At 61.4% G+C, this 21,609-nt stretch carries 14 protein-coding genes; 7 read left to right on the top strand and 7 right to left on the bottom strand.

The window, feature by feature from the left end; all coding sequences use genetic code 11:
* Positions 1–35 precede the first annotated feature (35 nt).
* From D5261_RS04715 to D5261_RS04685, 7 genes are all read right to left on the bottom strand, one after another.
* Positions 36–896 carry a helix-turn-helix transcriptional regulator gene (locus D5261_RS04715; RefSeq protein ID WP_119320923.1) on the bottom strand — a complete coding sequence of 287 codons (861 nt, stop codon included), beginning with the start codon at positions 894–896 and terminating at the stop codon, positions 36–38.
* Between the two features lie 138 nt (positions 897–1,034).
* Positions 1,035–1,814, bottom strand: a complete 780-nt coding sequence (locus tag D5261_RS04710; RefSeq protein WP_119320922.1) for a DUF1559 family PulG-like putative transporter — start codon at positions 1,812–1,814, stop codon at positions 1,035–1,037.
* 521 nt (positions 1,815–2,335) lie between these two features.
* Positions 2,336–3,103: an SDR family NAD(P)-dependent oxidoreductase gene (locus tag D5261_RS04705; protein ID WP_119320921.1), complete on the bottom strand. Its 768-nt coding sequence runs from the start codon at positions 3,101–3,103 to the stop codon at positions 2,336–2,338.
* A 144-nt stretch (positions 3,104–3,247) separates the two neighbouring features.
* The gene (locus D5261_RS04700; RefSeq protein ID WP_119320920.1) at positions 3,248–3,862 is read right to left on the bottom strand and encodes a nitroreductase family protein; all 615 of its coding nucleotides are present in this window, start codon (positions 3,860–3,862) and stop codon (positions 3,248–3,250) included.
* 346 nt (positions 3,863–4,208) lie between these two features.
* Positions 4,209–5,054 (bottom strand): prepilin-type N-terminal cleavage/methylation domain-containing protein, encoded by an 846-nt coding sequence (locus D5261_RS04695; RefSeq protein WP_119320919.1) that lies wholly within the window; start codon positions 5,052–5,054, stop codon positions 4,209–4,211.
* Between the two features lie 188 nt (positions 5,055–5,242).
* Positions 5,243–6,088 carry a DUF1559 family PulG-like putative transporter gene (locus D5261_RS04690; RefSeq protein WP_119320918.1) on the bottom strand — a complete coding sequence of 282 codons (846 nt, stop codon included), beginning with the start codon at positions 6,086–6,088 and terminating at the stop codon, positions 5,243–5,245.
* Positions 6,089–6,263: 175 nt separating this feature from the next.
* Positions 6,264–7,811: a methyl-accepting chemotaxis protein gene (locus tag D5261_RS04685; RefSeq protein ID WP_165864116.1), complete on the bottom strand. Its 1,548-nt coding sequence runs from the start codon at positions 7,809–7,811 to the stop codon at positions 6,264–6,266.
* Between the two features lie 269 nt (positions 7,812–8,080).
* Between D5261_RS04685 and D5261_RS04680 the strand changes: the two genes are divergently transcribed.
* The 7 genes from D5261_RS04680 to D5261_RS04650 all read left to right on the top strand — a co-directional run bounded on the left by D5261_RS04680 (position 8,081) and on the right by D5261_RS04650 (position 21,569).
* Positions 8,081–11,101, top strand: coding sequence for a beta-galactosidase (locus tag D5261_RS04680; RefSeq protein WP_119320916.1), 3,021 nt, complete (start codon positions 8,081–8,083; stop codon positions 11,099–11,101).
* A 10-nt stretch (positions 11,102–11,111) separates the two neighbouring features.
* A complete protein-coding gene (locus D5261_RS04675; RefSeq protein WP_165864115.1) occupies positions 11,112–12,527 on the top strand; it encodes a glycosyltransferase family 2 protein in 1,416 nt (471 codons plus the stop codon).
* 262 nt (positions 12,528–12,789) lie between these two features.
* Positions 12,790–12,954, top strand: coding sequence for a type II secretion system protein (locus D5261_RS04670; RefSeq protein WP_165864114.1), 165 nt, complete (start codon positions 12,790–12,792; stop codon positions 12,952–12,954).
* A 250-nt stretch (positions 12,955–13,204) separates the two neighbouring features.
* Positions 13,205–15,529 (top strand): RICIN domain-containing protein, encoded by a 2,325-nt coding sequence (locus D5261_RS04665; protein WP_165864113.1) that lies wholly within the window; start codon positions 13,205–13,207, stop codon positions 15,527–15,529.
* A gap of 104 nt (positions 15,530–15,633) precedes the next feature.
* Positions 15,634–17,589, top strand: coding sequence for an RICIN domain-containing protein (locus tag D5261_RS04660; RefSeq protein ID WP_119320913.1), 1,956 nt, complete (start codon positions 15,634–15,636; stop codon positions 17,587–17,589).
* Between the two features lie 328 nt (positions 17,590–17,917).
* On the top strand, positions 17,918–20,539 hold the full coding sequence (locus D5261_RS04655) for a glutaminase family protein (RefSeq protein WP_119320912.1): 2,622 nt from the start codon (positions 17,918–17,920) through the stop codon (positions 20,537–20,539).
* Positions 20,540–20,711: 172 nt separating this feature from the next.
* Positions 20,712–21,569, top strand: a complete 858-nt coding sequence (locus D5261_RS04650) for an oxidoreductase (protein ID WP_119320911.1) — start codon at positions 20,712–20,714, stop codon at positions 21,567–21,569.
* Positions 21,570–21,609: the final 40 nt, after the last annotated feature.

Raw genomic sequence — 21,609 nt, 5'->3', positions numbered from 1 at the left:
GACCGAGCCTGGCGGGAAAAGTTGCGGCGGGCGTGTCAGTAGCCGATGACGTGGACCTTGAGGTAAAGGCGGCGATATTCCAGCGGCGACATTGCGTGGAGGCGGTGGAAGACGCGTCGGAAATAAATGGCGCTGTCGTATCCGCAGAGACGAGCGATCGTCTCGACATTGTAGTCGTTTTCCATGAGGTAGAAGCGCGCCTGCGCCATACGCGATTGGTGAATGGCGTCCGTAACGGTAATCCCGAAGTCACGGCGGAAGATACGTGAGAGGTAGTTGGGGTTGACGTCGATGCTTTTGGCGATGGACGATGTTGTGATCGGCAAGTGGGAATTGGCCTGAATGAACTGCTTCGCCAGATTGGCCAGCGGGGATCGCTCGACGACCGGCTCGGTGCCGCTCCGAATCGCGCGGGAAATCTCGCAGAGTATCAGGGATACCATGAGATCGGCGGAGAGCTGATCGCGATCCGGGGATTCCTGGTCGTCAAGATAACGACGAAAGAGCTCCGTCAACTGGCGCGGGCGCGCCACAACGGCATGCTGCGGAACGGAGATTGCGGGAGAGATTTGCGGATCGCTCTCGTCCGTTCGGATCGCGAAGTGCAGCCAGTAGAACGCCAGATCCGGAGGGTAATCCTCCGTCCCCCAATGGCGACGGCCTGGCCAGAGCAGCAGCGATTCGCCGCCCTTGACTTCAAACGCCGCGCTGTCTTCCTGAATGCGCAAAACGCCGGACTGAACGTAAATCAGATCGAAATGACTCAGGATGCGGCTGGGATGGCGTCCGATCCCGCGCGAAAGAAATTGCCCCGCGTCTCCGGCGTGAATGGGCGAGGCGGCTCCTCTCTGATGGATCGCGGAAATGTCCAAGGGCAAGATGTCATTATTGGTCATGATTCAGATTGCTGCTGCTCTTGATTATGGTAAAAGCAATCGTCGGACAACAGGGGAACATTCACGCAGTTCGGCCCCGAGCGCCATTTGCGCCCGGGGCCGAAATCGTAAAGCCAAACCTTACCTGAAATTGACGGTTTACTGCGCCGCTTCGGTGAAGGCGGCGTAATCCCCATTGGAATTCTTACCCAGCAGGTTCGTCAGCCTAACCGACTTCGCATGGCCGTCACAGTAAACGACATTCGCCATATCCGTGTGCCGCGCAACAAGCGCGCCTTCCTGGCGCTGGTTAGGGCTACCGAAATCATTTGGGTTGGCGAAGTAGGACAAACCGCCTTTGACAAAGACTGGGTTCGTGACGCTCCCCTGATCCTGCCAGTCGATCTGATAGCTGCCGGAACCATCGCCAACCCAGATTGTTGAAGCCGGGCTCGCCAGAGTCGCCAGTGAGACGCCGCTGTTGCCAGGCCCCTGATTGGGTGATCCCTGTCCCCAGTAAGCGGAGTTCATGCCATAGCTGCCGTAATGCGTATCATCTTGGCCCCCAAGGTTCTGATAATTCACGAACTTTCCGGTACTGCCCTGAATGCCGGAATCGTCGGGGCAGGTGAAGATCTGTGTGCTCTTCACGTAGGGGAAGATAGCGTCCATCCACTTGTACTTGACGGAGCCGGGCGTAGGGTCGGACTTTTGATAGCCGCCATTGCCATACCAGGCGTTCGCCATGATTTCGTCGTTATCCTGGCTGTACTGCATTAATCCCAAACCGATCTGCTTGAGATTGCTGACGCAGCTGATTTGACGGGCTTTTTCGCGGGCCTTTGCGAAAACAGGGAACAGAATGGCGGCGAGAATCGCGATAATAGCGATGACAACGAGGAGTTCGATCAAAGTAAATCCGGAACGGGCCTTTTGCATTTGTATTTCCTTCGTACGTAACAAAAAAATATAATCGCTGTCGATATGCTGGTCCAGAGTTGGACAATTCCTATATCGATATTGAATTATAACACGTTCGGTCGTTTCTGGATAGAGTATAGAATTGTAGATCAGCAAAACGATTCTGACTTTTTGGCATAAGAGAACAGACGTAGAGTTTGTGCAACCGGTTGTATCAGCGCCTCAGGCAGACCATTTATGCTGATTGGTATGAACGGTAACACAGTTGTTCTCTCGTGAAAAAAATATTTGCGTAATCGTATACGACGCCGAGTGTTGGTATCAGTATCTATGATTAATGGGAGTGAAATAATTCTTGCTGCTTGTTAAGTCTGTTCTGATTGCAAGCCGCGCGGATATTTTCGTGTTCGGGAATGGCGGGCGGAAGACAATGAGAATTGTACAATCTGAATTTGGTTCCGTTTTTTGGTTCAATTAGTATTATTTAATGATCGATGTGTACAATCGACAGAGTCATGACCGGCCAAAATCGTGTTCGTTCAGATGCTCTTTGTCTGGCCGCCGTCAATGTCGATCAGCGAGCCCTGGAGCCAGCGGCCTTCGGGGCCAAGGATAAATGCGGCGAGGGCGGCGACTTCTTCCGGCTCGCCGATCCGCGTGATACTGGATTTCTGAACGAGCTGCGCGAGCGCCGACTCGCGCGCCGGGCCGGGAGCGGGGAGGGAATTGGTCAGGCGGTCGGTATGGACGCGGCCGGGGTTGATGGCGTTAACCTGGACGCCGTCCTGGACGCCGAGGTCGGCGATGGCTTTGGTGAAGGAAAGCAGAGCGGCGTTGACGGAGCCGCCGATGGTGAACTCCGCGCCGGGCGTGCGGCCGCCGACGCCGATAATGTTGAGAACCGCGCCGCTCGTGGCTTGGAGGGAGGGCCACGCCGCGCGGGTGAGACGCACGGCGCCGTAATATTTCAAGGCGAACCCGTCCTCGAAGTCGGCGTCGGTGAGCGTGAGGAAGTCGCCGCGCTTGGTTGCGCCGGCGTTGTTGACCAGAATATCCAGTCCGCCGTAGGTCTCCTGGGCGAACTGGGCCAGCTCGGTGGCGGCCGTCGGCGCGCGCAGGTCCACGGCATGGATCGCGGCTTCGCCGCCGTCCTCGCGGATCTCGGCGGCGGTTTGATGCAGCTTCTCCAGGTCCCGGCCGGTGAGGACAACCTTCGCGCCCTCGCGCGCCAGCCGGATTGCGATGGCCCGGCCGATTCCCCGGCTGGAGCCGGTCACAAGGGCGATTTTGCCGTTCAGGGATGTCATAACTGGGAAGCCTCCACGGCGAAGGCGCGGCGAGTCGCACTCGCCGCGCCTTCATTTTTCATCGGGGTAGTTTTTTGTACCCGTACTTCAGTCCTCGGGTAATCAGAAAATTGAGGCCTTGTAAGCTCTTTGTCTTAGGACATCTTACCCTTCCAGCGGCTGCCCGAAGCGCCCACGGAAGACGATGTCGCTCAGCGGCTTGCGCACGCGGGGGGCGCTTTCTTTTTCTCGGACGAGTTCGGGCAGGTTCGCCGGGTCTCCGGGATAGCCGAGCACGATCACCGCGACTGGGTCGTAACCCTCCGGAACCTCCAGTGCTTCGCGCGCCTTGTCGGCGCTGAATCCGCCGAGCTGGCGGGCGTAAATGCCTTCGTGCAGCGCCTGAAGCGTCAGCGTGGCGACGGATTGGCCCAGGTCGTAGGCGGCGTGGCGGTTCTCGGGGCCGCCGTCCTCGCCTTTATGACGTTTGGCGATGGCCAGCACCAGCAGGGGCGCGTCTTTGGCCCAGGCTTTGTTGCCCTCGGCCAGAGTCTCCAGCAGCCGCGCGAACTCTTCCGGGTTCTCCTTGGAGGCGTAAATAAAGCGCCAGGGCTGTTCGTTGCTGCTGGAGGCGGCCCAGCGCGCGGCTTCGAAGAGACGGCGCCGCGTCGCCTCGTCGATTGGCCGGTCGGAATAAGCGCGCGTGCTGCGCCGGCGGCGGAACTGATCGTGGATCTCGATGTCGGGCGATGCGGCGATGGGATCTAATACGGTCGTCATGTGAGGTTCTCCTGAATGGGTGATAAGATTTGCGAGTTGAAAACGATGAGGCGATCTCCAGCGACGTACGGGGAGACGGCGCAAAGGTGAGCGTTGGAGCCTCGGAAGCGCCCTGCTGCTGCGCGACCATGCGGGCGTAGTCGCCGCCGGCGCGGATCAACTCCAGTGCGTTCCCTGCTCGATCAATTGTCCGAGGACGACACGCCACTTGTAAGGGCGCAGATAGGCAAACAGACGAAAAAGAATCGACACGTGTGTGGGCAACCTTCAAGTGATCGGCGCAAGGACAAGCAAGAAACCGCCGCTTCGCGATTGAAGAATCGCGAAACGGCGGCAATTTCGGGGGCTACGCTCCGTTCGGATCCTCCAGCCACCAGCCGGCGGCGTTGGGGTAGGACGCCTGGCTGTAGACGATGCCGGTCGTGCTCAGGACCGGGGAGAGGTCGGCGTTGCGGTTATTGCCGGGCGCGCGGAACCACTTCACATGGCCGTCCTGGAACAGATAGTTGGAGCCTCCCGCATGGCGGGCGCGGCCCGAGACATAGTGGCCCCAGTCGCTTGCGGTCGTGCCGAGCGCGGCGGCGGTCGGCGTGTCGTTGCCGGCGCACTGAACGTTGTTGCCCCGGCTTTCGGCGGTCAGCACCGTCTGCGCGGGCGTCTTGATCTGCGCCAGCGTCGCCGAGGGCTTCGCGTAGTTTACGTTGGGAGCGGTGGGGGGGACGTAAGCGCCCATATAATTCTCGTTCGCGATGTAGCTCTTGGAGGGAGTGGCCGTGCTGGGCGCCGTACCCGACGGCGTGCCGTCGTTATAGAAGAGGTCGTTGGTGCGGTCCCAGTCCGGGCAGAACCAGACGCTCTTGCGCAGGCCGCCGGAGCCGGTTCCCAGATCGGAGTTGCTGATCGGGTATCCGCCCTTGATATAAGGATCGACCTCATATTGCCAGTTCACAAAGCCGCTCGTATCGGTGGGATGCTGAGCGTAGTTGGCGAGCGGCAACGTCTCGTCATAATCTTGAGCGTATTGGAAGATGGCGAGGCCCGCCTGCTTCTCGTTCGAGGCGCACGTGATCTGGCGCGCTTTTTCGCGGGCCTGGGCAAAGACGGGGAAGAGAATAGCGGCGAGAATCGCGATAATGGCTATCACGACGAGTAGTTCAATCAATGTAAATCCGGACTGGCGCCTCTTGCGCATGGTCTTACTCCTGGTATTGCTTAAGCCAAAAAACACAAAGGCCCGAAGCAATTCATGCTTCGGGCCTCCAGCTGACTGGTGGGCAAAGTCTGTATTCTTTATAAACTTACTAGTGAATATTACCCGCAATCTCAAACGGAGTCAATATCTTCCGAGAAAATCTCATCCGATATTTTTCCGCCGGAGATTTACTGCGCGTTCGGATCTTCCAGGAACCACGCGGAAGCGGTCGGATACTGGGCCTGACTCCATACGACTCCCGATGCGCTGGCGTTCGGCAGGGTCTTCGCCGAGTCGGCGTAGTTCGGGCTTGGAGCGCGGAACCATTTCACATGACCGTCCATGAGCAGATACTCCGACCCGCCGGCGTGCCGCGCGCGGGCGGAGATATAGTTGCCCCAGTCGTGGAAGTTCTCATCCGGCGAATCCGTCGGTTCCGTGGAGGTGTCATTGCCGGTCGTATAAAGGACATCGCCGCGTCCTTCGGCCAGCAGAACGACGGAGGAGGGGGATTTGATTTGGGCCAGCGTCGCGGAAGGGCGCTTGAAGTGATCGGTGGCGGGCGTGGAAACGGCGAGCGGGGACAGGAAATTCTCGTTCACGACGTAGCTTTTGAACGGCTGTCCGGTCTTTGCTCCGCTCGAAGACACGCTGGGAAATGATGCGGAAAATACGCCTTCCGGCGCATCGCCATTGAAATCAGGGCAGGTATACACGCTCTTATGCAGGGTTCCGTTGTCCGCCTGCACGACGGCGATCCCGCCTTTGATATACGGGTCCACCGCGTAGTTCCATGACCCATTCGAGCCATCCGGATTGACATAGTTCGCGAGAGGGAGGGTTTCCTCGTTATCCTGAGCGTATTGCAGGATCGCCAGGCCGATCTGCTTTTCGTTGGAGGCGCAGCTCGACTGGCGCGCCTTTTCGCGTGCCTGGGCGAAGACCGGGAAGAGAATGGCGGCGAGAATCGCGATGATAGCGATGACAACGAGCAGTTCAATCAAGGTAAACCCCTGACGTTGGGTGTTCTTCATAATGATAACTCCTAAAAAGCGGAAATACGAAGAGGCCCAATGCGCGCTGCGCAATGGGCCTCTAGTGGTCTAGTCGGTCAAGCTATATTTATTATCACCTTACTGGTTAATATGTGAGAAGTATACCGCCGGTTTGACGCGGAGTCAATACCGGCGGACAGAAACAAGCGTAAATTTACGCGGCGAGGCGAAGCGGCTCGCGGAACGCCGGCGCGGGAGCGGCTTCCACCTGGAACTGGGAGACGGCGTCCTCCAGGGTGCAGGCGATCTCCGTCAGCGACTGCGAGAAGGCGATCATTTCCCCGGCGGCGGAGCCTTGCTTGGCGGCCGCGCCGGACACGGTGCGCACGGAGGAGGAGACCTGCGCGGCGGCGGCGCTCATCTGCTCGGCCATCTCGCCGCTCTGGGCGACAAGGTGCGCCATGGTGTGGATGGATTCGGAGACGCGGGCGGAGGATGTGGTCATTCGCTGCGCCGAAACGTCGATGCCGGCGACACGCTCCGTCACGGCCGCGACGACGTCTTGAATCTTCATCAGCGCTTCGCCGGCGGTTTCCGCCAGCTGCGCGCCCAGCTCCACCTCACGCGCGCCGGTCTCCATCGTGCTGACCGCCTTCTGCGTGTGCTGCTGGACTTCGTTGATCAGGCCGGTGATCTCCCCGGTCGCCTTTCCGGCGCGCTCGGCGAGGCGGCGCACTTCGGAGGCGACGACCGCGAAACCGCGTCCCGCTTCGCCGGCTCGGGCCGCCTCGATGGCGGCGTTCAGAGCGAGCAGGTTGGTCTGCTCGGCGATCTCATCGATCGTTTTGACGATGGCGCCGATCTCCCGGCTGGACTGGCCCAGACTGGCGACGACTCCGGCGGATTCAGTGACGCTGGCGCGGATGCGGGCCATTCCCTGGACTGTCTGCGCGACCGCTTCGACGCCGCCGCTCGCCACGGCCTGCGCTTCGCCGGCGGCCTGGCGGGCGCCCTGCGCTTCGGAGGTGACCGTTTCGATGATCCCCGAAAGCTGATCGAGCAGCTTCGTGCCTTCCGCCATGGAGCGCGACTGCTGGGCGGCGCCCTGCGCCACTTCCGCCGCGCCGTGCGCCGACTGGTCCGAAGAGCGGGCGATGTCCATCATCATGGCGCCGATCTGCTCGACGCCCGCGCCAATGTTGCCGCTTGTATCCGTCAGCGTGCCGGCCGTCTGCGCGACCTGGGCGGCGTTTTGCTGGAGCGTGCGCACCAGATCCTGAAGACCGGCGCGGGAGGCGCGGAAGGATTGGATCGTGCAGTGCGTTTGATTCATGAGCAGATTGATCGTCGTGCCCATTTGACCGAACTCATCGCGTGAACTTATTTCCAGCGGCTCCGTCTCGTAACGAACGGGCATGGAAAGATCGCCGAACTCCATTACGGTGATCGCGGTTCCCAGCCGTGTGACGTCGACCGAGGACAGCTGCTCCAGGCGCTGCGACATCTGGGAAAGCGTCCCGGTGATATAACGGGTCACCGCCGCCGCGATGAGCGATCCGCAGACGATTGCGGCCGTGAGCAGGGCGAAGATCAGGAAACGGCCGCTTTGCAGGGCTTCCAGGGATGCGGCCGGGCTTGTCGCCTGCTGCATCGCCTGCATCCGGCTCAGCGCGACGAATGCAATAGAGATAGCGCAGAGAAGCGAAAATCCGAATCCAAGCGCGAGCTTGTAACCGGTGCGCAGGTGGAGAAAGAATGGCATGGTTTTTCTTATCCTCAAAAGGTGTGAGAGCATCGACGCGCGGCTCTTCGCTGTGATTATGGTTTTTTTACGGGGATACTGGAGAGCGCTGGGCGACATTCATGATGATTGGACCAAAATTCTTGTGAAAATTTCCAAAAAGGACGAAACTGTAGCAACCGTTTACTGTCTACACAAAGAGGAAGAAACGGAATGCTTTCGTTTAATCGGACAATTGCCTCTATCGCCATCTAAGACGAAGGCTGGGCAGCCAAGGAGAACAGCAAGAGATGTCACGCAGGAGTATTCTTTTCGGGATTTGTTTGACCGCGCTCGCATCTCTGGCGCCAGGCGCGCACGCTTCGGATTTCCCCGGCCACGACAGTAACATCCACCCGGCGGCGCCCGCCGCCAAAGCCGCGATCGACTTCGATAAGCATGGATTTCTCATCCATGGCAAACGGGTGTTTCTGGCGACCGGAGAGGTCCAGTACAACAAGATCCCGCGCGCGCTCTGGCGCGACCGCCTGCTGCGCGTCAAGCGCGCCGGATACAACTGCATTCAGACCTACGCTTACTGGAACTATCATGAGCCGCAGGAAGGGCGTTTCGAGTTTACGGGCGAGAAGGACTTTGGCGCCTTTTTGAAGATGGTGCAGGAGCTCGGGATGTACGCGGTGGTGCGTGTCGGGCCGTATGTCTGCGCGGAATGGGACAGCGGCGGCTACCCGGTGTGGCTGCGCTTCAAGCCGGGCCTGCAAATCCGCACGGATGAGCCGGTCTATATGGCGGCCGTGGACCACTGGTACGACAAGATCTTCTCCATCGTTTCGCCGCTGCAAATCCATCGGGGCGGCCCGGTCGTGATGGTCCAATTGGAGAACGAAGACACCCGCTCGGCGGGTCCCGAATTGAACGGCTCTTACTTCACGCATCTGCGCGATACGGCCGTGCGCGACGGCCTTGCGGTCCCGTGGTTTATGAGCGGCGTCAACCACGGTGATGATCCCGCCGGCAACGATCCCTGGGACAGTGAAACGCGCACGAGTCCCTGGTACAGCTCGGAATTCTGGACGGGCTGGATCGCCTTCTACGGCGTTGACCCGGGGCGCGCCCATCGTGTGGAGCGCACGAGCTGGAAGGCGCTCGCCTACGGCGCGGGCGGCTATACCCACTACACCATGGTGGGCGCCACCAACTTCGACTACTGGAACGACGACGAACAGGCGTCCAGCTACGACTTCGGCGCTCCCGTCGGCCAGGAAGGCGACTTCCGCGAGGACTATTACACGGCCAAGCGCGCCGCGATGTTCGCGACTTCGTTCTCCAGCATCCTCGCCGATTCCCGCACCTTTCCCTCGCCGCCGCGCGGCGCGATCAACGCCGCGATCCGCGTGACATCGCGTGAAGGGAAGTCGGGCGCGGTGTATTTCCTGGACAATCACACTGGCGGCAAGGTCTCCACGCAGATCTCCATCGGCTCGCGGCTTGTCCCCGCCGCCGGGCCGGTGTCGCTTGCGTCCGATGAGATCCTGCCCGTGGTGGAGCGGGCCGCGCTGCCGGGCGGCGTGACGCTCGACTACGCCGCCACGCATATTCTGGGCATGCAGACGCAGGGAAACACGACCACCATGGTGATCTACGGCGCGCCCGGCGATCCCGGCGAGCTGCAGCTCACGGGGGCCGGAGCGCATTCCGTCAAAGCCCCGAAAGACGCCGGCGCGAAGGTGACGGTCAATGGCGGCTCGGCGCTCGTGCAGGTGAAATACTCCGATACGCCGGCCGAGTTCGTCGTCCGGTTCGGCTCGGAAACCTATCGAATCGTCGCGGTCACCCCGGACATGGCGAGCCGGACCTGGCTCCTCGATTGGGGCGGCAAGCCCGCCGTGGTCTGCGGACCGGACTATGCCGGCGAAGTGATCCAGGGATCGCTTTACACCGAGCGGAACGCGTCGGCGTCCGGCCGGCAGGCGAACTCTTATTTGTATACGGAAACGGGCTCGCGCGCCCTGGAGCAGTCGTATTCCAGCGCCGCGACGTCCGCGAAGCGTGTGCCCGTGGTCGGCTCCTGGATGGTCGCGCGCGGCGACGCCGAGGCGCAGCCGGGCTACGACACAAAGACCTGGCTTGCGAGCGCCGCGCCCCGACCCATGGGCGCCGACGGCGATATCAGCGCCTACGCCTGGTATCGGACGACGATCCATGTGGACAAAGCGGGAGATTACGGCCTGAGTCTCAGCGATGTCGGCGACTGGGTCGAGGCGTTCGTGAACGGCGCGCGCGCGGACGCCAGCGAGGTGCGCATGCGCGTCGGCGACGCCGCGCCGCGCTTCCTGAAAGTCCATCTGAATGGCGGGGACAACTCCGTCGCCTTCCTCACGGCCCACTATGGGCGCAACAAGATCTGGGGATACATCGGGCCGTACGACAAGATGGACGCCAAGGGAATCTCCGGGGCCGTCACGCTGTCCAATACGCCCTCGGACCGTGTGTCCGTCGGCCAGTGGCGCTACAAGCTGGACGGTCGAGGTGAGGCAGGCGCGGCGGAGATGACGGCATCGGATCCGTCGGGCGCCGGCTGGGCGGATACGGGGAACAACCATGATGTCTTCGACGGTAAGCCGGGCTTAGCCTGGTACCGCGCGGCGCTGCCGAATATCGCTGGCGTTTCCCGCACGCTGCATTTCGACGCCGTGGACGACAATGCGTTTGTCTACTTGAACGGCAAGCGCCTGAAGGAGAACCGCTCGGCGAACGCGCCCTTCGATGTCAATCTCGATTCCGCGTGGAAAGAGGGAGGCCCGAACAATCTCGCGGTGCTTGTGGAAAACACCAATGGGGCCGGAGGAATCAACGGCGGCGTATCGCTGTTCGCCGCGCCCACGCCGATTGGCGGCCCGATCCAGGGGTGGAAGATGCGCGGCGGTATCCGAATGCCGGCGGCGGCCGCGTCGTGGAAGCCCTGGACGTCGGGAGATTTGAACGCCCCCGCCTTTTATAAGACGACCTTCCAATTCAATCCGCCGTCCGGAGCGTATGTCGCGCTGCGCGTGGGCTGGGACGGGATGTCGCGCGGCTCGGTCTGGCTCAACGGCCACAATCTGGGGCGGTACCCCGAGCGCTCGCCGATCAATGGGATCTATCTGCCCGAGTGCTGGCTCAAACTGGGAGGGAATACGCTTGCGGTATTCGACGAGGAAGGGCATGCGCCCGCGAAGATCCAAATCATTGAGGAGGCGGCCGCCAGTCGGGATGTCCTCCTCCTGGCCCCCTCCAAATTCCCGGGCGTCAAGCAGGCTTCGCGAAAGTAAGGGCAAGTCTATGAGGCAGGTACGTGCGAAGCGGGCCTCAGCCGGCAGTCCGCTGGCGGGTTTTTGGCGCAGCTTTGCGATGGTGTCGATCCTCGCGACCGCCATCCCGATGACGATTGACATCATTCTGGCGCGCCGCTTTCCCGGATTTTTGACGGGGCTGCTTTATGTGATGGCCGTCGTTTACGGTCTGACGAACATCATGCTGATCTGGGAGTCTGTGTCCGCGTGGCGCGCCGTTCCGCCGCTTCCCGCGGATCTCGCGGAGCCGCCGGTGTGCAGCGCGATCATCGCCGCGTACCTGCCCAACGAGCAGCATATTATCGAACAGACCGTCGACCATATGCTGACGACCATCGATCTGCCGGCCGATCGGCTGGAAGTCATTCTCGCCTATAACACGCCGTATCCGCTGCCCGTCGAGGACCGGCTGCGCGAGCTGGCCGCGCGCGACCCGCGCCTCAAGGTCCTGTGCGTCGTGGACAGCCGCAGCAAGGCGGCGAACGTAAACGCGGCGCTGACGGTGGCGCGGGGCGAGATCCTGGGGATTTACGACGCCGACCACTGGCCCGCCGCCGACTGTTTCCGGCGCGCTTGGCGCTGGATCTCGGAGGGGTGGGACGTGGTGCAGGGGCGCTGCGCGATCCGCAACCACGATGAAAACGCGCTGACCCGCAGCATCGCCGTCGAGTTCGACGTGATGTACTCCGTCTCCCACCAGGGGCGCTCGCGCATCAGCGGCTCGGGCATCTTCGGCGGCTCCAACGGCTACTGGCGCGCGGAGACGCTGCGCGCCGCAGGGATGAACCCGAGGATGCTGACGGAGGATATCGACTGCACGGTCCGCGCGATCCTGACCGGCGCGCGCATCGTCCATGACCGCGACCTCGTCTCCGTGGAGCTGGCGCCTACCCGCGTTTCGCACTGGCTCATCCAGCGCAAGCGCTGGTCGCAGGGATGGCTGGAGGTCACGCTCAAGCATCAGCGCGCCATGCTGGCCTCCAAGCATCTCACCCCGCGTCAGAAGGTCCTCTGGTTTTATCTGCTGAGCTGGCGCGAGTGCTTCCCATTGCTCAGCACGCAGCTTTTTCCCATGGTTTTCGCCGCCTGGATTGTCGGCCAGCGCGTGCACTGGTTCGCGACGCCGTATTTGCAGGCCGCCGCCGTGCTGAACCTGGGATGCAGCCTATTCGTGCTGTTGATCGCCTATCTGCGCGCGACCCGATTGGGCCGCCGGGGACATGGCGCCTGGTACCTCATTCACGGCGTATTCGGGCTGATCTACTCCACGCTCAAAACCACCATCACGCTGGTCGCGCAGTATTGCCACTTGATCCGCGATCGGGAGTGGGTGACGACGCCGCGCGACGACTCCAGCGGCGCGCCGGCGGCGGCGAACGATCACGTCTCCACGCTGTCTTCCTAGCGCCCTGCGCCGCCTCGCCGCCGGAGCCTCGGCCCGGACGTCTCCCTCGGGACGGCGTCTGGGCCGTTTATTGTTTGGCTCCATTTTTGGCCGAGAGTGAAATTTGCGCCAGTACTCACAATCTTTCGTTCATTTTTAGTGCAAATTTCGGCTTGACAATTCATACGGATGGTCCTATAATGTTCCTCGGCAGGACAGACCGTTCACGCAGCCATCCGCCGTCCTTGGAAAAATCCGGGGCGAGAGAGGGGAGGAGGTCATCATGCGCGCGAAACGCAAGTCTCCATTAACCTTCCTGGAGATTGCGGTTTTTATTGCGATTTTTGCAATATTAGTCTCGATGCTTTGTCCGATTTTCCGCCATGAGCCGGCGAAAACGGCGCCCTTCGCCACGCCCAGCGGACACGGCGGGCCGCTGCAAATCTAATTTTGATTCTTTTGAAATTATTGCTGTTTAGCAGGCAAGCATAGTCTCGCCCGAATTCCCGCACTCACGCGAAGTTAATGTTTTCGGCGAAGCCGTGCTTTGCGTATTCGTAAGCCTAAACTGAAGGATCCACAGAAGAGGAGGTTACTGCGGGAAAGCATGATCCCGCTATGGCGTCATGCGCTTTCGTTTATGTTCTGTATTGCGATTGTCACAAGAATATTCAAACTCGATGAAGCAGGAGATCACCATGTTATTTGCCACACGAGTGAAGCGGCGCTCCGCCTCGCTTTTCCAAACAAGCCGCGCTCGGATGATCGGAGGTCTCGCGATATCCGCGCTCGCGCTCTGCGCCCCGGCGGCTCAGGCGGGAACGTGGACGGCCGTTGCGAACACCGCCCCCAACGGCGTCAACTTGATGCTGCTGCTTTCCGATGGGACCGTGATGGCGCAGCAGGGGGGAGCGACGAACGTTTGGTACAAGCTCACTCCGGACATTCACGGCAGTTACGTCAATGGGACGTGGAGCACGCTCGCCTCCATGCATGACACGCGACTCTACGGCTCGTCGGGCGTGATGTCGGATGGGCGAGTTTTTATCGCGGGGGGCGAATACGGTTCGGGCGGGAGCACGGCGGAGGTTTACGATCCGGTCGCGAACACATGGACGATGACGCCGTCGTCCGGTCAGTCGTTCTCCGATTCTGTTTCGACGGTTCTGCCCAACGGCAACGTGCTGGTGGGGCCGGTCGGTCCCAGCGTTTCCGGCGGCACGGTGATTTTTAGCTGGGTGACCAACACCTGGTCGGCAGGGCCGACTTACGTGCGCGGGGGCTACCAGGATGAGGCGAGCTGGGTCAAATTGCCGGATAGCAGTGTCCTGACGATCGATCCGTTCGGCCAGAACTCGGAGCGCTATATCCCGTCGCAGAATCGCTGGGTGGACGATTCGGTTGTGCCGGTGGCGATGTACGACACCACCCTGAGCGAGATCGGGGCGGCGGTCCTGCTCCCGACCGGCAAGGCGTTTTTTCTGGGAGACACCGGCCACACGGCCCTGTATACGCCTACGGGAAATACGAATCCCGGATCGTGGGCGGCCGGCCCGGATATCCCCAACGGTCTTGGGACGGCGGACGCTCCCGCCGCGATGATGGTCAACGGCTCCGTGCTTTGCGCGGTCGGTCCGAAGGCGACATACAACGGCCCCACGACCCTCTGTGAATACAACCCTTACACGAACGCCTTCACCGTCATCGGCGGCCCAACCGGCGCCACGGACAATGTGGCGCCCTACGGCGTTCGGATGCTCGACCTGCCGGACGGCAGCGTCCTATACGCGAACGGCGGCAGCCGTCTTTACACCTATCGTCCCTCCGATCCGCAGATCGCCTCCGCGCGGCCGACGGTCACCAATGTCGCGCACAACGTCGATGGCTCCTATCAACTGACCGGAACGCTGCTGACGGGGATCTCGGAAGGCGCGGAGTATGGCGACGACGCGCAGATGGCGAGTAACTACCCGATCGTGCGTCTCACGGCGTCAAACGGCAACGTGTACTACGCCCGCACGTACAGGTGGAACGATACCGGCGTCATGAAGACCGGCGTCAACCAAACCACCCAGTTCAGCGTCCCGGGAAGCGTCCCCGCCGGCAGCTACTCGCTCCAGATCGTCACCAACGGCATCGCGTCGGATCCCATTCCGTTCCCGGTGTCGGAAGCGTACTTCATGATCGTCAACCAGAACAGCGGCAAGTGCCTGGACTTGATCAATGGGAACATGGCGAACGGCGCGGTCACCAATCAGTGGAGCTATGACTACAACGGCCCGAACCAGCGCTGGGCGCTCCAGCCCACGGAGAACGGCGATCACTTCAAGCTGATCTCCTGGGTCAGCGGCAAAGCCGTCTCCGTTTCGAACGACTCGACCGGCGCGGGCGCGCAGCTCTGGGACTGGGATTACAACGGCGACTCGAGCCAGCAGTGGGATTTGGTCGACGCGGGCAATGGCTGGTACTACATCCGAAACGTGCGCAGCGGCCTGGTGATGGATGTCTCCAACTCCAGCACGGCCGATAACGCGATGGTGCAGCAGTGGACGCCGAACCAGTCCGGGGCGCAGAAATGGCGTCTTCAGCCGTGGGGCAGCTACTTCATCCGCGCGGCCAGCGGCAAATACGTCTGCATCCAGGGAGCGGGCAGCGCGAACGGCAGCCCGATCATCCAGTATCAGCAGGAGAACAACCCCTGGTTTAAGTGGCAGTTCACCAGTGAAGGCGATGGTTTCTACGGTCTGTTCAGCCTCAATGCCCCGAGCCGCGTGCTGTGCGTGGTGAACGGCTCCTCGGCCGCCGCCGCGAACACCCACCTCTGGGACTACAACGTCAACAACGCTGGCGATCAGAAGATTCGGATCTGGCCGAAGACGAGCGGCAAGTTCAAGTTCTATTTCGGGCACGACAACATGAGCTGGGACATCCCCGGCGGCGCCACGGGCAATAACGTCAACCTCCAGCAATACCCCGACAACGGTTATCCGTGGCAGGAGTTCTCGCTGGAGCGCACGCCCTAACGCCCAATCACTTCGCCCCTTCTCAGGATGGGCGCTTCGCGCCCGTCCTGTTTTCCGCACCACATCACACAAAGACCAGATCACACAAAGGATGAAAGGCAACGATGAAACTCAACCTCTTCACAAAAGCGGCGCTGCTGCTGCTGGCGTTCCTGACGCTGGGAGCGCCCCGGACCCAGGCGCAGTCCAACCAGCCCTACTTTATGCTGATCAATCAAAACAGCGGGAAAGCGCTGGATCTGATCGGCGGCAGCACGGCGAATGGGGCCGTCACCAACCAGTGGACCACCGACTTCAACAGCATCAATCAGCGCTGGGCATTGCTGCCGACCGAGGGAGCCAACCACTTCAAGCTGATCTCCTGGGTGGACGGCAAAGCCGTCTCCGTCTCCAACAACTCGACCAGCGCCGGGGCGCAGATCTGGGCCTGGGATTACACGGGCAATGAGCCGAGCCAGCAATGGGATCTGGTCGATGCGGGCAATGGCTGGTATTACGTGAAGAATGTACGCAGCGGTCTCGTGCTCGACGTCTCCGGCGGCAGCACGGCGGACAACGCCATGGTGCAGCAGTGGACATCGAACCAATCCGCTGCGCAAAAGTGGCGCTTGCAGCCCTGGGGCAACTTCTATATCCGCGCGGCCAGCGGCAAATACGTTTGCATTCAAAACCAGGGCAGCGCGAACGGCAGCCCGATCATCCAGTATCAGCAGGAGAACAACCCCTGGTTTAAGTGGCAGTTCACCAGCGAAGGCGACGGTTACTACGGCCTCTTTAGCCTGAACGCCCCGAGCCGGGTTCTGTGCGTGCAGAACGCCTCGACCGCCGCCGCCGCGAATACCCATCTGTGGGACTATAACCCCAGCAACATCGGCGATCAGAAGATTCGCATCGTTCCGAAGACCGACGGCAAGTTCAAGTTCTACTTCGGACATGACGGCATGAGCTGGGATATTCCCGGCGGCGCGACCGCCAACAACACGCCGCTTCAGCAGTATCCGGACAACGGCAACGCCTGGCAGGAGTTCTCGCTGGAGCGCGGCGACATCGCCATTGGCGGCGGCGGATCCAACTCGATCTACTCGGTGGCGGCGTCCTCGATTCCCACCCCCGTGGGCAGCGGCGCGGTCTCGGTTCGCCTGCTGAACGGGACGAACGGCGTGTACGCCGACAACCAGATCTACTGGGGCATCCTGGGACAGGACCCCGCCAACGGCAACCGGTGGGCGTATCTGGATATCAACGGCAATCTCCAGCCGATCTCGGCCGCGCTGAACGACGCGGCGGGCCACCTGACGAAGAACGGCGTTAACTACGCCAACATCTACTCCACGATCAGCCAGAAGCAGTGGGTCAACCTGCCGAAGCTGTCCGCCGCGCGCATGTTCATCAGCGTCGGCAGCCCATGCTACATCAAGACCTACGACACCGGATTCGCCGGTCCGGATATCAACAACTCGGCCGACCCTAACCATGACGTCTACTTTGACTTCACCGAGTTCACGCTCAACGACTCAGGGTATCACGGCAACACGACCCGTGTCGATATGTTCGGATTCCCGCTCCAGCACCGGCTGACGAATCTGGCCGGCAACTACGACTACACGGTCGGCGAACTGGAATCGGAGACGCGCGCCGGAATCTTCAGCGAGTACCAGAACGAAGTGACCAACGAGTTCAAGAGCCTGGGAACCGTGCAGGCGCCGTACCGGATCGTCGCGCCGATCCATGGCTCTTTCGCGGCCGGACAGCCGAACGCGAACTACTTCGCGGGATACTCCAGCATTTCGACGCAGGATATCCTGATGGGCGTCGGCGGCGCGGCGGACCCCGCCACCTGCGCGGCGATCAACCGGCACGTCTACACCAACGCGCAGTCCACCTGGGGCAACGTCTCCTCGTACTACGGCGCGGCTCCGGCGAACTACTACGCCAAGTTCTGGCACACGCACGCCATCAATGCGCTGGCGTATGGCTTCTGCTATGACGATGTCAACCAGCAGGCGGCGTACCTGGAAGTCGGATCCCCGAAGGGATTGATCATCCGCGTCGGCTGGTAATCGGCAGGCGTCCGACGAGGAATTGGGATCACTGGGAACCGGCGGCTCTCCTCACGCGTATCTTCGCATGAGGAGAGCCGCCGGTTCCCTGTGTCTCAGGCCCAGAATTATTGGTCCAAAGCGTTAATGTTCCGGACAATATACCGGTTTTGTTCGTTTTATGCTTGACAATTCATAAGAATGATTTTATAATATTGTACGCTTCGATCTCGGGGCTCCGCGCCCGCTGTCATATTCATCAAGCGTGATCGCTGTTATCGCTATCATTACCGCGATTTTTCGCCTCGCCGTAGTTCAGATCCACCTCGCAGGTATAAAGGACCATAGAATGACAACTGTGTCAAAGAAGGCCGCAGTGACGATCGGCGCTGTCGCCGTCGCCGCCGCGGCTCTGGGAGCGCTCTCGCTTTCCAAGTCTCCCGTCGCGGATAAGACCGTCGGCGCGCTGACGCTCGCCGCGCCCGCCGCCGCGGCGCCGCCCCCGGCGTTTCGCCCGCCCGCCACGCCGCTCGTGACCTCCGACCCATTTTTGAGCATCTGGTCCAAGGCGGACCGCCTCACCGACAAGACCACTCAGCACTGGACGAACCGCGAGCAGCCGCTCGTCAGCCTGGTCCGTATCGATGGAAAATCCTATCGGATCATGGGCGCGACCCCGGCTAGCCTGCCCGCGCTGCCGCAGACCAGCGTGCAAGTGCTCCCCACGCGGACGATCTATCAGTTCGCGAACGAGAGCGTTCACGTGACCCTGACATTCACGACGGCGATTCTGCCCAGCGATTTCGATGCGCTGAGCCGTCCGCTGACGTATTTGACCTGGGATGTGAGCTCGGTGGACGGCAAGAGCCACGCCGTTTCGATCTACGACGGCGTCGGCGGCCTGATCTCAGTGAACGACCAGGACGAACCGGTGACGTGGAAGCGTGAGACGTTCGGCCCGGTGACCGCGCTGAGCATCGGCACGCAGAAGCAGAACTATCTGAGCATCGCTGGGGACGGCGTCACCCTGGACTGGGGATATGCGTATCTTTCGACGCCGACCAAGGACGCCAAGGCCGCTATCGGCGCCGCCGACACGCTGACCGGCGCCTTTATCGAAAACGGCGCGCTGCCGGCCAAGGATGAGACCCGCATGCCGCGTCCGGCGAACGACGCCGCGCCGACCCTCGCCGTTGCTTTCGACCTGGGCAATGTGGGCGCCGCGCCGGTTTCCCGCCACACGACCATCGCCTACGATGAAGTCTACGCGATCAACTTCTTCCGCGAGAAGCTGCGCCCATACTGGCGGCGCAACGGCGGAACTCCGGCGACCCTGCTGCCGGCGGCCGAAAAAGACTATACGCGTCTCACCCAAGCCTGCGTCGCCTTCGATACCGACCTGATGGCCGACATGACCAAGACCGGCGGTGCTAAGTACGCCACGATGACCGCACTGGCCTATCGCCAGTGCTTCGCGGCCACCGGCCTCGCGGCGGACCACAACGGCCAGCCGCTGTTCCTCACCAAAGAAAACAACAGCAACGGCGATATCGGAACCGTGGATATCATCTTCCCGCTGGCTCCCCAGTGGCTTCTCCTGAGCCCGACGCTCATGAAGTGCGCCATGGTCCCGATCCTGAACTACGGCTCGTCCGAGCGCTGGAAGTTCCCGAACTCCCCGCACGACCTGGGAACCTATCCGATCGCGCGCGGCACCGATGACGGCGGCGAGCAGATGCCGGTCGAAGAGTCGGGCAACATGATCCTGCTGTGCGACGCGGTGGCGAAAGCCGACGGCAACGCGAACTTCGTGACGCCCTGGTGGCCGACCATCTCCAAGTGGGCGGACTATCTCGTGCAGTACGGCCTGGATCCCGAGGAGCAGCTCTGCACCGACGACTTCATGGGGCACCTCGCGCACAACTCCAACCTGTCGATCAAAGCGATCCTCGCGCTGGCCGCTTACGGCGATCTGTGCCGCATGCGCGGCGACACCGCGAACGCGGACAAGTACGCGAAGCTCGCCAAGGACGACGCCGCGCACTGGATGCAGGTCTCCGACGATGGCGATCACTCCCGCCTCGCCTTCGATAAGCCCAACACCTGGAGCCTGAAGTACAACCTCGTCTGGGATCAAATTCTGGGGCTGAACGTCTTCCCCGCGTCCGTCGCGAAGCGGGAAATCGCGCAGTACAAGAAAGTGGCCTTGAAGTACGGGACTCCGCTGGATTCGCGGACGACGCTGACCAAAGTGGACTGGCTGTTCTGGAGCGCGACGCTCGCCGACAATCAAGCCGACTTTGAAGCGCTGATCAACCCGACCTACAATTACCTCAACACGACGACAAAGGATCGCATGCCGTTTGTCGACTCCTATAACGTGGATGAAGCGGAAGGAATTCGCTTCAACGCCCGGCCCGTCATCGGCGGCGTCTTTATCAAGATGCTGAACGATAAGGATGTCTGGAAGAAGTGGGCCGCTCGAGACACGATGAAAGTCGGCGGCTGGGCGCCCTTGCCGAAGGCTCCAAAGGTGACGATCGTCGCTCCGCTCCAGCAAACCTGGCGCTATACGACGGATAAGCCGTCGGACGATTGGACCAAAGCCAATTTCGACGATTCGGGCTGGAAACAGGGCCAGGGCGGCTTCGGCAACCAGGGAACCAACCATACCGACTGGAACACCAGCGATATTTGGATCCGCCGGACGATCACCGTGCCGCAGGGCGACCTGAAGAACCTGCAGTTCGCCGTCTTCCACGACGAAGATATCGACATCTACATCAACGGCGTCGCGGCGGCGCAGGAGGCGGGTTATGCGACCACCATCGTCAACCTGCCCATCACTTCGGAAGCCAAGGCTTTGATGAAGCCCGGCGCCACCGTCACGATCGCCGCCCACTGCCACCAGACCGTCGGCGGTCAGGGCATCGACGTCGGGCTGGCGAGCGTGGTCGAACCCACGCCGTAGCGCCATCGCCGCATTCGAATCCAAAATCGTCGGGGCCAACAGAGCCCCGGCGATTTTTTTCTGTGTCTTCTCCTCGGCGGCGGGCAGGAAATCTCCACGCCCACGTTCAAATCGCGTCTGGTTTGAACCACTCCATGGAACTGGCTGCGAAAGACAACGAGGAGACACGCACATGAGTAAAGTTTACATCATCACGGGAACCAGCACCGGATTCGGCCGGGCGCTGGCGGAGGCGGCGTTGGAGCATGGGGACAAAGTCGTTGTGACCGCGCGCAAGCCCGAAGCCGTCGCCGAACTGGTTCAGAAATACCCGGATACGGCACTTGCTGTTCGTTTGGATGTCACGAATGACGCCGATCGTCAGGCTGTTGTGAGCGCCGCATTGGAGAAGTTCGGCCGCATCGATGTCTTGGTCAACAACGCTGGGCGCGGCAGTCTGGGCGCTGCCGAGGAGTTCTCTCTCGAGCAACTGCGCGATCAAATGGAGGTCAACTTCTTCGGCGCCGCCGAAATGGTCCGCGCCGTGCTTCCCGCCATGCGCCGGCAGCGCGGCGGCAATATTCTGAACCTCACCAGCATCGGCGGCCAGGTCGGCTACCAGGGATTCGCCGCCTACTGCGCGTCCAAGTTCGCCCTTGAAGGCTACTCCGAAAGCCTGCGCAATGAAGTCAGCCCGCTGGGGATCCATGTCACGATCGTCGAGCCCGGCGCCTTCCGCACCGACTTCGCCGGCGACTCCAACATGCGCGCCGCCACGGAGATCGACGATTACAAGCCCGTCATCGAACCCATCCGCCAATATCTCTACGGCAACGCCGGCCAACAGCCCGGCGACCCACGAAAAGCCGCCGCCGCCATGATCCAGGCCGTCGAAAGCAGCGACCCGCCCTTGCGCCTCATCCTCGGCGCCGACGCCTACGGACTGCTGGCGCAAAAGCGCGCGGCGTCGGACCAGGAACTGGATGCATGGCGCAAGATCGGCGAAGACACGGCGATTGATGGAGCGGAAGTCAGAGCTGTTGGCGGGTAGGCAAACCCGCTCCGGCGCTTCGCGCCACCCCTCCCTGGCA

The organism is Capsulimonas corticalis (assembly GCF_003574315.2).
In the GTDB taxonomy this organism is placed as follows: Bacteria; Armatimonadota; Armatimonadia; order Armatimonadales; family Capsulimonadaceae; genus Capsulimonas; species Capsulimonas corticalis.
The sequence above is the reverse complement of the archived record's forward strand: the minus strand, read 5'-3'. Positions and strand labels throughout refer to the sequence as shown.

Excerpts from the sequence above, each read along its gene's own strand:
- D5261_RS04700 (WP_119320920.1), bottom strand. The coding sequence starts at position 3,862 with ATGACGACCGTATTAGATCCCATCGCCGCATCGCCCGACATCGAGATC.
- D5261_RS04655 (WP_119320912.1), top strand. The coding sequence starts at position 17,918 with ATGACAACTGTGTCAAAGAAGGCCGCAGTGACGATCGGCGCTGTCGCC.
- D5261_RS04650 (WP_119320911.1), top strand. The coding sequence starts at position 20,712 with ATGAGTAAAGTTTACATCATCACGGGAACCAGCACCGGATTCGGCCGG.
- D5261_RS04695 (WP_119320919.1), bottom strand. The coding sequence starts at position 5,054 with ATGCGCAAGAGGCGCCAGTCCGGATTTACATTGATTGAACTACTCGTC.
- D5261_RS04670 (WP_165864114.1), top strand. The coding sequence starts at position 12,790 with ATGCGCGCGAAACGCAAGTCTCCATTAACCTTCCTGGAGATTGCGGTT.
- D5261_RS04685 (WP_165864116.1), bottom strand. The coding sequence starts at position 7,811 with ATGCCATTCTTTCTCCACCTGCGCACCGGTTACAAGCTCGCGCTTGGA.
- D5261_RS04665 (WP_165864113.1), top strand. The coding sequence starts at position 13,205 with ATGTTATTTGCCACACGAGTGAAGCGGCGCTCCGCCTCGCTTTTCCAA.
- D5261_RS04690 (WP_119320918.1), bottom strand. The coding sequence starts at position 6,088 with ATGAAGAACACCCAACGTCAGGGGTTTACCTTGATTGAACTGCTCGTT.
- D5261_RS04660 (WP_119320913.1), top strand. The coding sequence starts at position 15,634 with ATGAAACTCAACCTCTTCACAAAAGCGGCGCTGCTGCTGCTGGCGTTC.
- D5261_RS04675 (WP_165864115.1), top strand. The coding sequence starts at position 11,112 with ATGAGGCAGGTACGTGCGAAGCGGGCCTCAGCCGGCAGTCCGCTGGCG.
- D5261_RS04715 (WP_119320923.1), bottom strand. The coding sequence starts at position 896 with ATGACCAATAATGACATCTTGCCCTTGGACATTTCCGCGATCCATCAG.
- D5261_RS04710 (WP_119320922.1), bottom strand. The coding sequence starts at position 1,814 with ATGCAAAAGGCCCGTTCCGGATTTACTTTGATCGAACTCCTCGTTGTC.
- D5261_RS04680 (WP_119320916.1), top strand. The coding sequence starts at position 8,081 with ATGTCACGCAGGAGTATTCTTTTCGGGATTTGTTTGACCGCGCTCGCA.
- D5261_RS04705 (WP_119320921.1), bottom strand. The coding sequence starts at position 3,103 with ATGACATCCCTGAACGGCAAAATCGCCCTTGTGACCGGCTCCAGCCGG.